This window comes from Rhizobium sp. KNZ14-9A, from assembly GCF_056755015.1.
The window spans coordinates 1,818,549-1,831,584 of record NZ_JBPGXB010000002.1 but is presented as its reverse complement, the minus strand read 5'-3'; the positions used below and the strand labels follow the sequence as shown (position 1 = coordinate 1,831,584).

The window sequence follows — 13,036 nt, the reverse complement described above, 5'->3', positions numbered from 1 at the left end:
GTTTTGCGTCCGGAATTGCGTTAAAACAAAGAGATAGATCATTTCCGGGTTTCGAAGAAAAACGAAATGATCTAGCGTCCGCTGAGTGCGAAGGCGGAGCGCACGCGCGCCGCGATATCTTCTGCCAGAATGTCGTCGGCCAGATCAGGATCGGCAGTCAAGCTTGTGACTTCGAAGGAGGTCACGGCGATCACAGATCCGTCTTCCACGGAGGCGGCATCGATGCTCACCTTCGCGACATTGCGGTCCTTCTGGAACCCGAGGCCCTTTGCGATGGAAACGATGCGGATTGTCAGCACCACGCGCGGCAATTCGCTGGTATGGACCGTCGCGCGAATCGCGGCATTGACACGGTCGCTGATGCCGGAAAGCAGTTCCGCCGACATAGTCGTGCTCGAGAGCACGACGGCGCTGCGCACGTCATAGACAGGCTTTTCCTGCTTCTTCGGCATGAGGCTGGCGCAGGCCGTTAGCGCCACGCAAACAAGCGCTATCAGGCAAAATCTCGACCTCGGCCAATTCATTCCAAATTCCCGCACATCCCCGTCTGGAGTCGCAGATTTGGTCATAAAGCCCATCAACGCAATATGATTCAGGCCCTTAGCGCGAAAAAAACATCCGTTGCGGCTTTAAAATCCTCAAAACGCTTGGCCCGGCGCTGCTCGGCTTCTTCGTCGCTTCCCCAGTGTTCGATGGTCCAGTCCTCATCGAGATGGCCGAGCGACCAGGCTTCGTCAGGCGTGATCTCGCCTTCGGCAATGGCAAGCGCCAGCAGCGCCGAACCGGTGATCGTCGTCACCGTGTGGAGCGCTGCCAGCTTCAGTGCGCTGTCGTGCCGGCGCAGTGCCGAGCCGAAGGCGGCGATTGCCTCGCGTGGCTGCTCATGATGCATCACGCCCTCGACGAGGATGAAGCGCGCGCCGAGATCGGCGGCTGCCCAGTCGAGCACCGGATCCCAGCGCTCCGTCTGCCGCTCGACAAGCTTTTCCGGGCCATCGGCGCGGTAGCAGAGCAGGTCGCTCGATGAAAAGCGCAGGATATCCTCGAAGACCGCCTGCGTGTCGGTCGCGACACCATCGATTGCCGTGTTGACGAGGCGCGTCACCGGCATCAGCGACGGATCGATCACCTCGGCCTGCGCATCCCATTCGGCGGCAACGAGCTTTGCCAGCGTCTCGCTTGGCACGGCCAGGATCTGACGGGCGGGCGTGCGCACCATCTTGCCATCGAGTTCGATCGCAAAACCATCCTCGTGGGGCGCCACGGCAACCGCCTGATAGAAGCGCTTCGGTAGTGGCTTCTTCATCTGGATCTGCGCGCGGCGGATCGGATCGGGATGGCTCAGGCCTTCGGAAAGGTCGTTCAGCAGGTCGCGCATGGGCTCACCTCAGGAAAAATGGCGCAATATCTCGTTCGGATGATAGGCAATCGCATCGGCGCCGTTGGCGATCAGCTCATCCACGCTGGCATAGCCCCAGGCAACGCCGATCGCCTTGGCACCGGCAGCCTTTGCCATCTGCATATCGTAAATCGCGTCACCGATGACAATGGCATCAGCGGCATTCATTCCGGTTTCGTCGCAGCACTCCGTCACCATGGCCGGATGCGGTTTGGAGGGGCAATCGTCGGCGGTGCGCGCGACGGTGAAATGCTTGTCGAAGCCGTGCGTCTCCATGACGAGGTTCAGCCCGCGCCGGGACTTGCCGGTCACCGCGCCGATCAGCAGATCCTCGCGCCCACTGATTGCGTCGATCATCTCACGAATGCCGGGAAAGAGCGGCTCCCGGTAATCGAGATCCTGCCGCACGACCGAAAACAGCGATTTGTAATGCGCCGTCATGTCGATATCCTCCTGCTCGACATGCGGCTTGCCCTGCATGCGGGCAATGGCGATATCGAGCGTCAGACCGATAATGGCCTTGGTGTCTTCAAACCGAGGCTCTGGCTTGCCGAACTTATCGAAGGTGCGGCGCATCGTTTCGTGGATTAGCCCGGCGCTGTCGACCAGCGTGCCATCGCAATCAAAAAGCGCGAGCTTCATTCGCTGTCCCTTTCAGCGCCTGCGAGGTCGAGACCGAGAAGGTTCCAGGTCTGCACCATATGCGGTGGCAGTGGCGCGCTGATGCGCAGACGCCCGCCCGAGGGGTGCGGAATGTCGATGTGACGCGCGTGCAGATGCAGCTTCTTCTGGATGCCGCCGGGGAAATCCCAGTTGGGATCCTCGTCGTAATATTTCGGATCGCCGATGATCGGGTGGCCGATATGCAGTGCATGGACGCGCAGCTGGTGGGTGCGGCCGGTATAGGGCTCCATCTCCAGCCATGCGAGGTTCTGTGCCGCCGTCTCCAGCACGCGGTAGAAGGAAACCGCGTGGTCGGCGCCATCCTCGCCGTGCTTGGCGATGCGCATGCGGTCGCCATCGGCCGTTGGTTCCTTGACGAGCCAGGTCGAGATCTTGTCCTCGTGCTTGCGCGGCACGCCCTTGACCAGCGCCCAATAGGTCTTCTTGGTGTCGCGCTCGCGGAAGGCAGCCGTCAGCTTCTGGGCGGCGCCACGCGTGCGGGCAATGACGAGTACGCCTGATGTATCGCGATCAAGGCGGTGAACGAGGCGTGGCTTCTCGCCCTTCGGGCTGGTCCAGGCTTCCAGCATCTGGTCGATATGCCTGGCGACGCCGGAGCCGCCCTGCACCGCAAGTCCGGGCGGCTTGTTGAGCACGATGACTTTTTCGTCTTCATGCAGCACCATGCGGGAGAGAAGCTCGAAATCACTCGAATGCTTGAGGTCCTTGGCGGCGATCGGCCCGGACTTCGCCTTGGCATCGACATCGAGTGGCGGTATGCGCACCATCTGGCCGGGCTGCACACGCGCATCCGATTTGACGCGGCCGCCATCGACACGCACCTGGCCGGAGCGCAGCAGCTTCTGCAGCGGGCCGAAGCCGAGCCCCGGATAGTGGATCTTGAACCAGCGGTCGAGCCGCATGCCCGCTTCATCGGGCTCCACCTTGATGTGTTCTATACCTGCCATGGAATTCTTTCGGAAAATATGGGCGCGGTCGGAGCCGGCGCCTCTCTTGCCGCTGCCTTTAGAGCATTTTTCACAAAACGGAAATCGGAATCGAAATCAGAGCAACACGCGCATCAGGCCGAGGCCAGCCATGACGGCAACCATCGAAAGCCCGACGCTTGCTGCGATATAGATGCCGCCGGCAAATACATCTCCGCGCTCGAACAATGTGATCGCATCCAGAGAGAAGGCGGAGAAGGTGGTGAAGCCGCCGAGGAAGCCAGTGATCAGCAGCAGTCGCAGCTCCACCGATGCATTGAAACGGCGCATGATCATCTCGGCAAAGACACCGATGATGAAGCAGCCGACGACATTGACGATAAGCGTGCCCCAGGGAAAGCCAGGCCCCATGAGCCGCAACGAACCCAGGCCGACATAATATCTCAGAAGCGAACCGATTGCGCCGCCGACCGCGACGAGCAGAGCCTGGAACATGCCTCCGGTTTATTGCGATTCCATGCTGATTCCAATCGCATCTGCGGAATTCTTACCATCCGGTAAAATGCGAATGATTTTCTTAAGCCGGACGCGAAGATCGTACCGGTATGACAGGCGCATGACACAGCTTGTTTCCATATCGGCAAGTACAGCTGCCCTCGCCTTCGAATCCCTGCGCATTCCTCAGCGCGTGGCGACGGGCACGGCCGCGCGGGAGGCCCGAAAGATTGCGGAACGCCAGCTCAATCAAAGCGCCGAAGATCCGGAAGAATCGACCAATATCATCCAGAATACCGAAGTTGCGCTTGATCTCATGACCAAGGGTTATCGGCAGCCACAGGCCGGCTTGCAGCAGGCCTTGCAGTCCTATGAGGATGTCTGAGATTAAACATTGCTGGGAGGAGCAAGGCCCGCGACTTTAGTCGCGGGCTTTTGTTTTTCAGCGCTTATTTGCCCTGCGCCGACAACACGTTCAGCACCAGATCGACCTTGCCGGCCTTTTCGAAAGTCAGTGTGACCGGTACTTTGTCGCCCTGTTTGAAGGGCGTCTTCACCTTCTGGAACATCAGATGCAGGTTGCCGGGCGAAAGCTCCACTGTCTGGCCTGCGGGAACCGCAATGCCATCCTTCAGTTCGCGCATCTTCATGACATTGTCCTTCATGGCCATCTCGTGAAGCTGCACCGCGCCGGCATTGGCCGAAGTGACCGACACCAGACGGTCATCGGTCGAGCCATTGTTCTTCACTGTGAAGAAGCCGCCGCCGACGGGTTGGCCGGGCAGCATCGCCTTGGCAAAACCGCCGGAGACTTCGAGATCGCCGACTTTCACCACGTCGCCGTCAGCGGCCATGCTCATGGAGCCCATGTTGCCCATGTCCATGCCCTGCATGTGCTGATGGTCCTGGCCGACAGCGGATCCGGCAAAGCCGCTAGCGCAAAGCAACACCGCAAAAGCTGATGTCCTGACAATCCTCATCGAATATCTCCTCGCTCTCAGAGCCTTTCCTGATCAGAATGTTTCAATCTGACCAGGAAAGGCTCTCGGCTGCCGATAGCCAATTTCGCCTGCGAATGCAAAAGCCCATTTGCCGCGGACCGCAACCGGCTTTTTAAAGCCGCGACAAAAATTTGTGCAGGCGCGACATTTTGCTTGCCAAGCCCTGCCACCCCCGGATAATTGCCGCAACCTTGTTGGGAGAATCCGGCACGCAATGCCGGTGCCGAAGGAGCAACCGCCCCGGAAACTCTCAGGCAAAAGGACCACAAGGGGCAGACGGAACTCTGGAGAGAGGCGTTCTCGAAACGTCCGCCGAAGGGATAACAATCTCAGGCACAGGGACAGAGGGGGCTCAAGGAGACAAGGCGTAACCGCGTCTTCAGTTTTGAGCCCGCGCCCGGAATTTCCGGCGCAAACCCCGGAGGCGTCGTTTGGACGATACTGCTGCCCTCAAGAAAACCCCGCTACACGCGTTGCACCTGTCGCTCGGTGCCCGCATGGTGCCTTTCGCAGGCTATGACATGCCGGTGCAATATCCGGCCGGTGTCATGAAGGAACACCTGCAGACCCGTACCGCCGCCGGTCTTTTCGATGTCTCCCATATGGGCCAGGTCATCATCAAGGCGAAGTCCGGCAAGTATGAGGATGCAGCGCTTGCGCTCGAAAGCCTCGTGCCCGTCGATATTCTCGGTCTTGCCGAAGGACGCCAGCGCTACGGTTTTTTCACGGATGAGAATGGCGGTATCCTCGACGACCTGATGATCGCCCATCTCGACGACCACCTCTTCGTCGTCGTCAACGCTGCCTGCAAGGAGCAAGACATCGCGCACCTGCAGAAGCATCTTTCCGACACCTGCGAGATCACCGTCCTCGACCGCGCCCTGATCGCACTGCAGGGCCCGCGCGCCGTTGAAGCGCTGGCTGAACTCTGGGCAGATGTCGCCGCCATGAAGTTCATGGACGTGCGCCACTGCCGCCTGCACGACGTTTCCTGTCTCGTCTCGCGTTCGGGCTATTCCGGCGAGGACGGCTTTGAAATCTCCATTCCCGCCGACAAGGCCGTGGATGTCACCAACCGGTTGCTCGAGCATCCAGATGTCGAGCCGATCGGCCTTGGCGCCCGCGACTCGCTGCGCCTCGAAGCCGGCCTCTGCCTCTATGGCAACGACATCGACACGACCACCTCGCCGGTCGAGGCGGCCATCGAATGGGGCATGCAGAAGGCCCGCCGCACCGGCGGTGCGCGCGCCGGCGGTTTCCCGGGTGCAGATCGCATTCTCGGCGAGCTGGAGAAGGGGGTGGCCCGCAAGCGCGTCGGCCTGAAGCCTGAGGGCAAGGCGCCGGTGCGTAGCCATGCCAAGCTCTATGCCGATGCCGCGGGCAAGACCGAGATCGGCGAAGTCACCTCGGGTGGTTTCGGCCCCTCCGTCGAAGGCCCTGTCGCCATGGGCTATGTTCCGGTCTCCCATGCCGCAGCCGGCACGCAAGTCTATGCCGAAGTGCGTGGCAAGTATCTGCCTGTCACCGTTTCCGCCCTTCCCTTCATCACGCCGACCTACAAACGCTGACTCCTATTGCGAGAGGATTTTTCCATGCTGAAATTTACTGCTGAACATGAATGGCTGAAGCTCGAAGGCGATGTCGCGACCGTCGGCATCACCACCTACGCTGTCGAGCAGCTCGGCGACCTCGTTTTCGTGGAATTGCCTGAAGTCGGCGCTACCTTCTCCAAGGATGGCAATGCTGCGACAGTCGAATCCGTCAAGGCGGCTTCGGATGTCTACTGCCCGCTCGATGGCGAGATCGTCGAGGTTAATCCGGCCATCGTTGCCGACCCGTCGCTCGTCAATTCCGATCCGCAGGGTGCTGGCTGGTTCTTCAAGCTCAAGCTCACGAACCTTGCCGATGCCGATGGCCTGCTCGATGAAGCGGCCTATAAGGAGCTGACTGCGTAATGACGACGCCTACCGAATTCCAGTTCACCGACTATCAGCCCTATGACTTCGCCAACCGTCGTCATATCGGCCCCTCGCCGTCTGAAATGTCGGATATGCTCGGCACCATCGGCTACAAGAGCCTCGATGCGCTGATCGACGCCACCGTGCCGCCATCGATCCGCCAGAAGGTGCCGCTCGTCTGGGGCGCGCCGATGACGGAGCGTGAAGCGCTCGACAAGCTGCGCGAAACCGCCAACAAGAACAAGGTTCTGACCTCGCTGATTGGTCAGGGCTATTACGGCACGATCACGCCGCCGGTCATCCAGCGCAACATCCTGGAAAACCCGGCCTGGTACACCGCCTATACGCCTTACCAGCCGGAAATCTCGCAAGGGCGCCTCGAAGCGCTCCTGAACTACCAGACGATGATCTGCGACCTGACCGGCCTCGACGTCGCCAATGCCTCGCTGCTGGATGAAGCAACGGCTGCTGCCGAAGGCATGGCCATGGCCGAGCGCGTCTCCAAGTCCAAGGCCAAGTCCTTCTTCGTCGATGCCGACTGCCATCCACAGACGATCGAACTGATCAAGACCCGTGCCGAACCGCTCGGCTGGTCTGTTATCGTCGGCAACCCCTTCACCGATCTCGACCCGGTCGATGTCTTCGGCGCGATCTTCCAGTATCCGGGCACGCACGGCCATGTGCGCGATTTCACCGGCCTGATCTCCCGCCTGCACCAGACGGGCGCCATCGCCGTCGTTGCCGCTGATATCCTGTCGCTGACGCTTCTGAAGTCGCCGGGCGAAATGGGTGCCGATATCGCGATCGGTTCCTCGCAACGCTTCGGCGTTCCCGTCGGTTACGGTGGCCCGCATGCGGCCTATATGTCGGTCAAGGATGCCATCAAGCGCTCCATGCCCGGCCGTCTCGTCGGCGTGTCCGTCGATGCCCGTGGCAACCGCGCCTATCGCCTGTCGCTGCAGACACGCGAACAGCATATCCGCCGCGAAAAGGCGACGTCGAACATCTGCACCGCGCAGGTCCTGCTCGCCGTCATGGCCTCCATGTATGCCGTCTTCCATGGTCCCAAGGGTATCAAGGCGATTGCCCAGCAGGTCCACCAAAAGGCCGTGCTGATGGCCAAGGGCCTGGAAAAGCTCGGCTACAAGGTCGAGCCGGATACCTTCTTCGACACGATCACCGTCGATGTCGGCCACATGCAGGGCCTCATCCTGCGCGCAGCCGTCGCCGAAGGCGTCAACCTTCGCAAGGTCGGCCAGACGAAGATCGGCATGTCGCTCGACGAACGCACCCGCCCGGCAACGCTGGAAGCCGTCTGGCGCGCCTTCGGCGGCAATTTCCAGATTGCCGATTTCGAGCCGTCCTATCGCCTGCCGAAGGATTTGCTGCGCACCAGCGAATACCTGACACACCCGATCTTCCACATGAACCGCGCCGAAAGCGAAATGACCCGCTACATCCGCCGGCTCTCGGACCGCGATCTGGCGCTCGACCGCTCGATGATCCCGCTCGGTTCCTGCACGATGAAGCTGAACGCCACGGCCGAAATGCTGCCGATCACCTGGCCGGAATTTTCCGACATCCATCCTTTCGTGCCGGCCGACCAGGCGCTCGGCTATCGCGAAATGATCGATGACCTGACGGAAAAGCTCTGCGCCGTCACCGGCTACGACGCCTTCTCCATGCAGCCGAATTCCGGCGCGCAGGGCGAATATGCGGGTCTTCTGACTATTCGCAATTACCACATTGCGAACGGCCAAGGTCACCGCGACGTCTGCCTGATCCCGACCTCGGCGCATGGCACCAACCCGGCTTCGGCCCAGATGGTCGGCATGAAGGTCGTGGTCGTCAAGGTCCGTGAAAACGGCGATATCGACCTCGACGATTTCCGCGCCAAGGCGGAGCAGTATGCGGATAATCTCTCCTGCTGCATGATCACCTATCCGTCGACGCATGGCGTGTTCGAGGAAACCGTCAAGGAAATCTGCGACCTCGTGCATCAGCACGGCGGTCAGGTCTATCTCGACGGCGCTAACATGAACGCCATGGTCGGTCTGTCTCGCCCTGGTGACATCGGCTCCGACGTCTCGCACCTCAACCTGCACAAGACGTTCTGCATCCCACATGGCGGCGGCGGTCCGGGCATGGGCCCAATCGGCGTCAAGTCGCATCTGGCGCCTCATCTGCCCGGCCATCCGGAAACGGACGGCCGTTCGGGTGCGGTCTCCGCAGCAGCTTTCGGCTCGGCCTCCATCCTGCCGATCTCCTGGAGCTACTGCCTGATGATGGGCGGCGAAGGCCTGACGCAGGCGACGAAGGTTGCGATCCTCAACGCCAACTATATCGCGGCTCGTCTGAAGGGCGCTTACGACGTGCTCTACAAGTCGGCTGCGGGCCGTGTGGCGCATGAATGCATCATCGACACCCGCCCGCTGGTCGACAGCTGCGGCGTGACCGTCGATGACGTCGCCAAGCGCCTGATCGACTGCGGCTTCCATGCACCGACCATGAGCTGGCCGGTTGCCGGCACGCTGATGATCGAGCCGACGGAATCCGAGACCAAGGCCGAACTCGACCGCTTCTGCGAAGCGATGCTGGCGATCCGTCAGGAAGCCCGCGACATCGAAGAGGGACGTTCGGACAAGCTGAACAACCCGTTGAAGAACGCTCCGCATACGGTCGAAGACCTTGTCGGCGAATGGGATCGCCCCTATTCGCGCGAACAGGCCTGCTTCCCGCCCGGTGCCTTCCGCGTGGACAAGTACTGGTCGCCGGTCAACCGCGTCGACAACGTCTATGGCGACCGCAACCTGATCTGCACCTGCCCGCCGGTTGAGGCCTACGCAGAGGCAGCTGAATAGCAGTCAGGCCAGACGCCCAGCGTTGAGCAATCCAAGCCCCTTCCATCATGGGAGGGGCTTTCCTAATTCTGATAGAGAATGCGCGAAGAAAGGCCACAACAAATGCCCCAGGATCAAAGCGAAGCCAGAATGCAGGCGCCATGGTCGAAGCCTGTACTCCTCGCCCTCGAAGAGCCCGACCAATACGTGACCATCGATAATACCCAGGCTGCCTCCTGGGCGATGATCGAGGACTGGCCGACGGAAGATGGCGCCGCACTCGACCAGGCGCTGCTGATCTGCGCCGACGTCATCAAGGGCAAGCGCACTGGCGAGGATGCACGCAAAGCATTCATCGCCGCCGCAGTCGAAGCGGGCCTCGATATCAAGGCCTGAACGGCGGCGATTGGCAAGGAGCTGCGGGGACGGATGATGCGCAGCTATGCATTCCTGACGATGAAGGACAGCCGCCAGACTTTTTCGGGACTTTCATCCGCACTAGTGAACCATTTTCGGTTCTCTGCGTAACTATCGTTGCTGGACGCTGTAAAACCAGCAGGGAGAAGGGTCGCCTGCCCCTGTACCGGGCACCCTTCTCCTGTATCGCCTTACGCGCCGGGTTAACCTTACTCTCTAACCGTCGATCGAAACTCCGTTCGCCTGCGAACGTAATTTCTGGCACAAAGACACTACGCCCCTCGTAGCTCAACGTAAGAGCAGCTGTCTGGTTTGCAGCCGATCCAGGTTCAATTCCTCGGCAGGGGCACCAGTTTCCCAGTCCCCCTGCTTTCTATCTGCGTCGAAGCGGGACGATTTGCGGCTTAGAAGCGCTCGCCAACCAGCTCTTCGCTCTTGGCCCACAATGCCTTGGCCGTCTCGGGATTTAGCGCGTAGGAACGCACCCCCTCGGAAATCGGGCTGATCTCGGCATCCGTCACTTCGGAGACGTGGCAATTCTCGCAATATCTGCCGCCGACCGCATCTGCCGGGGCGACGAAACCTGCCCAGACGGAGGTAGCCGCACCTTGGGGAATCGTCTTCCACTGGAAGGGCGGCTTGCCCTCTGCGGCGAGTGCTGCGTTGATCTGCGCTAACATGCCTTCGATCATGCCAGGGTCGAGGTCGCGCCCGAGCTCGGTGTTGATGCCGCCGGGATGCAGTGCCGTTGCGCGGATGCCGCGCTCCCTCAGGCGCCGGTCGAGTTCCACCGCGAACAGGATATTTGCGGTCTTCGACTGGGCATAGGCCGCCCAGGGCTCATAGGTCTTGCTCTCGAAATTCAGATCGTCGAGGCTGAAAGGTGCCATGCGATGGCCCGAGGATGCGACGATCACCACGCGGCCGCCCGATTTGACGAGTGACGCGATGCGGTTGACCAGCACGAAATGACCGAGATGGTTGGTGCCGAACTGCGTTTCGAAACCATCGGCGGTGCGTCCGAAGGGAGCGGCCATCACTCCGGCATTGGCAATGACGACATCGAAGGGGCGGCCATCCGCAATGAGCGCATCGGCGCATGCGCGCACGCTTGTCAGAGAGGCAAGATCGAGCTCGACGATATCAAGGCTGCCGCCATTGGTAGCACCGGCGCGCACGACTTCCGTTGCCGCCTTCGCCTTTGCAAGGTCACGTGCCGTGCCCACCACCTGCGCTCCGTGGGCCGCCAGTACGCGCGCGGTTTCCACGCCGAGGCCGGCCGAAACACCCGTCACCAGCACGCGCTTGCCCTTGAGATCGACGCCGGCGAGCACTTCTTCGGTGGTCGATGTCGCGCCAAAAAGTCCACTCATGATTATCTCCTTGATCATGGACGCACCTCTCCGGACTGGTGAACCATTGCCCACCGGCCTCAAATGGAATAAAAGGAGGATGCCTCCAGATAAATACGGAGGGCGCCTCCGCTTATCAACGGAACTTCTCGTAAATGGCCGAAAAAAGTGACGGGTCCACCGTCCGAAAGCCGCGTGCGGATGCCGAACGCAACCGCCTTGTGTTGATGGAAACGGCAAAGACCGTATTTGCCGAAAAGGGTTCCAGCGCCAGCCTGGAGGAAATCGCCCGCATTGCCGGCGTCGGCATCGGTACGCTCTATCGTCATTTCCCGACGCGCGATGCACTGATTTCCGCCATCTACCGCAATGAGACGGCGCAGCTTGCCGCTGCCGCCAAGAGCCTCGCTGAAACGCATCCGCCTGTCGAAGCGCTCCGCCTGTGGCTGGTCCAGTTCGTCGACTATGTGGTGACGAAACATGGCATGTCCGAAGTGCTGGATTCGCTTGTTGGCGGCACCTCCGAGCTTTATGCGGATTCTGCCGATTTGATTATCGGTGCCGTCAATCTGCTGGTGGATCGCGCAGTCGCCACCGGAGAAATCCGTCTGGCGATGGACCCTCTCGACATTTTGCGCGCGCTGGCGGGCGGCGCGAGCATCAGCTGCGGCCCGGCCTGGCGGAATGCAGCAAGGCAACTCATCGACATCCTGATTGCGGGTATGAGAGCCGGTCGCTGAGGCTGTCGTGCCATTCCGGCACAGCCGTCCCAGATCCCCTCGCCTTTCGCTAACCGAAGCCGTTCAACATTCCCTAAATCCTTGTCGGTAAAACGCTGGATGTCCGGAAATAGGGAAACGGTCGATGAGCATTTCTGCAATTACGCATACGGCTCTCTCGGGAATGCTGGCACAGTCGACGCGTGCAAGTGCGATCGCCAACAATGTCGCCAATGCGAGTACGCCGGGTTATGGCCGCCTGAACACCAGCTTCCAGTCCGTCGAACCTTCAGGCGTGCAGGCAAGCGTCACCGAGACGGATCAGGGCGTGGATTTCGCGACCGAGTTGACCGACCTCGTCGAGACCGAACAGAGCTACAAGGCAAACGCATCAGTCTTTGAGACCGGGGCCGATCTCTGGGATGTGCTGATGAGCATCAAGCGCGATTAAAGCGCCCTTCGCTATACGATCGAATAAGCCACCGAACCGAGCGCCACCGCGCCGAAGGCGATCAGCATATAGCTCGTCGCTCGGCCGACTTTCGCCGTGAAATCGGCCGAGAGCCGGTCTCTTGCAAGGCTGACCGCGCCACTGAGGCAAAACCACCAGAGGAGCGACCCCAGGAAGACGCCCGAGACGATCATCGCCGAGCTGAAGCGGCGCGTCTCTTCGGTCAGGCCGAGGCCGGCAAACAGCGCTCCGAAGGAGAGGATCGTCGCCGGATTGGAGATGGTCAGCAGGAAGGTCGAGATAGTCGTGTGCAGGAAGTCGGCCGCATCGATCTTCGCAGCCTTTATCTTTCCTTTGTTCTTCAGTCCCCGCCAGCCGAGCCAGAGCAGCATCAGCCCGCCGCCGAGTGCCAGCGGAATAGTGGCTGTCGACATGGCCTCGGAGAAAACAGCAATCCCGGTCACCGCGACCAGCGCGTAGCTCGCGTCACCCAGCGCCGTCCCCAGCCCGCCGGAAAAACCGTACCAGAACCCCTTCTCGAGGCTTCTGTTGATGCAGAGCGTTCCGATCGGCCCGAGCGGCGCGGTGATGATGACGCCCAGCAGGGCGCCCTTCAGGAACAGAAAGAGCATTGTCCGCTTCGTTTCTTCTTGGTCGCTTGTCGGTCTCGGACAGGCTCATAAAAATCAAAAGGCCGCCAATTATGGCGGCCTTCAGGCAATTTCAATGAAAAATTGCTTAGCATGTCGCGCAAAAGTGTGCAGCGGTTTCGCGATAACGATATGCGCAAAACA

14 protein-coding genes, 1 tRNA gene, 1 pseudogene and 1 riboswitch are annotated in these 13,036 nt (G+C 60.7%); of the genes and pseudogenes, 8 read left to right on the top strand and 8 right to left on the bottom strand.

Annotated features, from left to right (window positions below):
- Positions 1-71: 71 nt before the first annotated feature.
- From ACR9ZQ_RS15570 to crcB, 5 genes are all read right to left on the bottom strand, one after another.
- Positions 72-524 carry a calponin homology domain-containing protein gene (locus tag ACR9ZQ_RS15570; RefSeq protein WP_310388165.1) on the bottom strand — a complete coding sequence of 151 codons (453 nt, stop codon included), beginning with the start codon at positions 522-524 and terminating at the stop codon, positions 72-74.
- Positions 525-592: 68 nt separating this feature from the next.
- Entirely contained in the window at positions 593-1,378 is a 786-nt protein-coding gene (locus ACR9ZQ_RS15565; protein ID WP_310388166.1) for an ATP12 family chaperone protein, read from the bottom strand.
- Positions 1,379-1,387: 9 nt separating this feature from the next.
- A complete protein-coding gene (locus ACR9ZQ_RS15560) occupies positions 1,388-2,041 on the bottom strand; it encodes an HAD-IA family hydrolase (protein WP_442205854.1) in 654 nt (217 codons plus the stop codon).
- A complete protein-coding gene (locus ACR9ZQ_RS15555; protein WP_481428238.1) occupies positions 2,038-3,030 on the bottom strand; it encodes an RluA family pseudouridine synthase in 993 nt (330 codons plus the stop codon). The genes ACR9ZQ_RS15560 and ACR9ZQ_RS15555 overlap by 4 nt, the downstream gene beginning before the upstream one ends.
- A 96-nt stretch (positions 3,031-3,126) precedes the next feature.
- Positions 3,127-3,504, bottom strand: a complete 378-nt coding sequence (gene crcB, locus ACR9ZQ_RS15550) for a fluoride efflux transporter CrcB (protein WP_113325595.1) — start codon at positions 3,502-3,504, stop codon at positions 3,127-3,129.
- 121 nt (positions 3,505-3,625) lie between these two features.
- Between crcB and ACR9ZQ_RS15545 the strand changes: the two genes are divergently transcribed.
- Complete coding sequence (locus ACR9ZQ_RS15545; protein ID WP_310388172.1) at positions 3,626-3,889, top strand: hypothetical protein; 264 nt, start codon at positions 3,626-3,628, stop codon at positions 3,887-3,889.
- Positions 3,890-3,953: 64 nt separating this feature from the next.
- On the opposite strand, the pseudogene ACR9ZQ_RS15540 reads toward ACR9ZQ_RS15545, so the two are convergent.
- Positions 3,954-4,430, bottom strand: a pseudogene (locus ACR9ZQ_RS15540) (copper chaperone PCu(A)C); the annotation flags it as partial.
- A gap of 259 nt (positions 4,431-4,689) precedes the next feature.
- Positions 4,690-4,781, top strand: a riboswitch (glycine riboswitch).
- A gap of 155 nt (positions 4,782-4,936) precedes the next feature.
- Between ACR9ZQ_RS15540 and gcvT the strand changes: the two are divergent.
- From gcvT to ACR9ZQ_RS15515, 5 genes are all read left to right on the top strand, one after another.
- Positions 4,937-6,073: a glycine cleavage system aminomethyltransferase GcvT gene (gene gcvT, locus ACR9ZQ_RS15535; RefSeq protein ID WP_481428237.1), complete on the top strand. Its 1,137-nt coding sequence runs from the start codon at positions 4,937-4,939 to the stop codon at positions 6,071-6,073.
- Between the two features lie 24 nt (positions 6,074-6,097).
- Positions 6,098-6,460: a glycine cleavage system protein GcvH gene (gene gcvH / locus ACR9ZQ_RS15530; RefSeq protein ID WP_113325599.1), complete on the top strand. Its 363-nt coding sequence runs from the start codon at positions 6,098-6,100 to the stop codon at positions 6,458-6,460.
- Positions 6,460-9,324, top strand: a complete 2,865-nt coding sequence (gcvP, locus tag ACR9ZQ_RS15525) for an aminomethyl-transferring glycine dehydrogenase (RefSeq protein ID WP_481428236.1) — start codon at positions 6,460-6,462, stop codon at positions 9,322-9,324. Before gcvH ends, gcvP begins: the two co-directional genes overlap by 1 nt.
- Positions 9,325-9,453: 129 nt before the next feature.
- Positions 9,454-9,699: a DUF982 domain-containing protein gene (locus ACR9ZQ_RS15520; RefSeq protein WP_442205922.1), complete on the top strand. Its 246-nt coding sequence runs from the start codon at positions 9,454-9,456 to the stop codon at positions 9,697-9,699.
- A 297-nt stretch (positions 9,700-9,996) separates the two neighbouring features.
- Positions 9,997-10,072 (top strand) — tRNA-Thr (locus tag ACR9ZQ_RS15515).
- Between the two features lie 52 nt (positions 10,073-10,124).
- Here ACR9ZQ_RS15515 and ACR9ZQ_RS15510 read toward each other — a convergent pair.
- Positions 10,125-11,093: an SDR family NAD(P)-dependent oxidoreductase gene (locus ACR9ZQ_RS15510; protein WP_481428235.1), complete on the bottom strand. Its 969-nt coding sequence runs from the start codon at positions 11,091-11,093 to the stop codon at positions 10,125-10,127.
- Positions 11,094-11,227: 134 nt separating this feature from the next.
- Here ACR9ZQ_RS15510 and ACR9ZQ_RS15505 point away from each other — a divergent pair, with 134 nt between their 5' ends.
- Positions 11,228-11,812 carry a TetR/AcrR family transcriptional regulator gene (locus ACR9ZQ_RS15505; RefSeq protein ID WP_481428234.1) on the top strand — a complete coding sequence of 195 codons (585 nt, stop codon included), beginning with the start codon at positions 11,228-11,230 and terminating at the stop codon, positions 11,810-11,812.
- A 124-nt stretch (positions 11,813-11,936) separates the two neighbouring features.
- Positions 11,937-12,242, top strand: coding sequence for a flagellar basal body protein (locus tag ACR9ZQ_RS15500; protein ID WP_113325603.1), 306 nt, complete (start codon positions 11,937-11,939; stop codon positions 12,240-12,242).
- 11 nt (positions 12,243-12,253) lie between these two features.
- Here the strand turns inward: ACR9ZQ_RS15500 and ACR9ZQ_RS15495 are convergent, their stop codons facing one another.
- Positions 12,254-12,874 (bottom strand): LysE family translocator, encoded by a 621-nt coding sequence (locus tag ACR9ZQ_RS15495; protein ID WP_113325604.1) that lies wholly within the window; start codon positions 12,872-12,874, stop codon positions 12,254-12,256.
- Between the last annotated feature and the right edge of the window lie 162 nt (positions 12,875-13,036).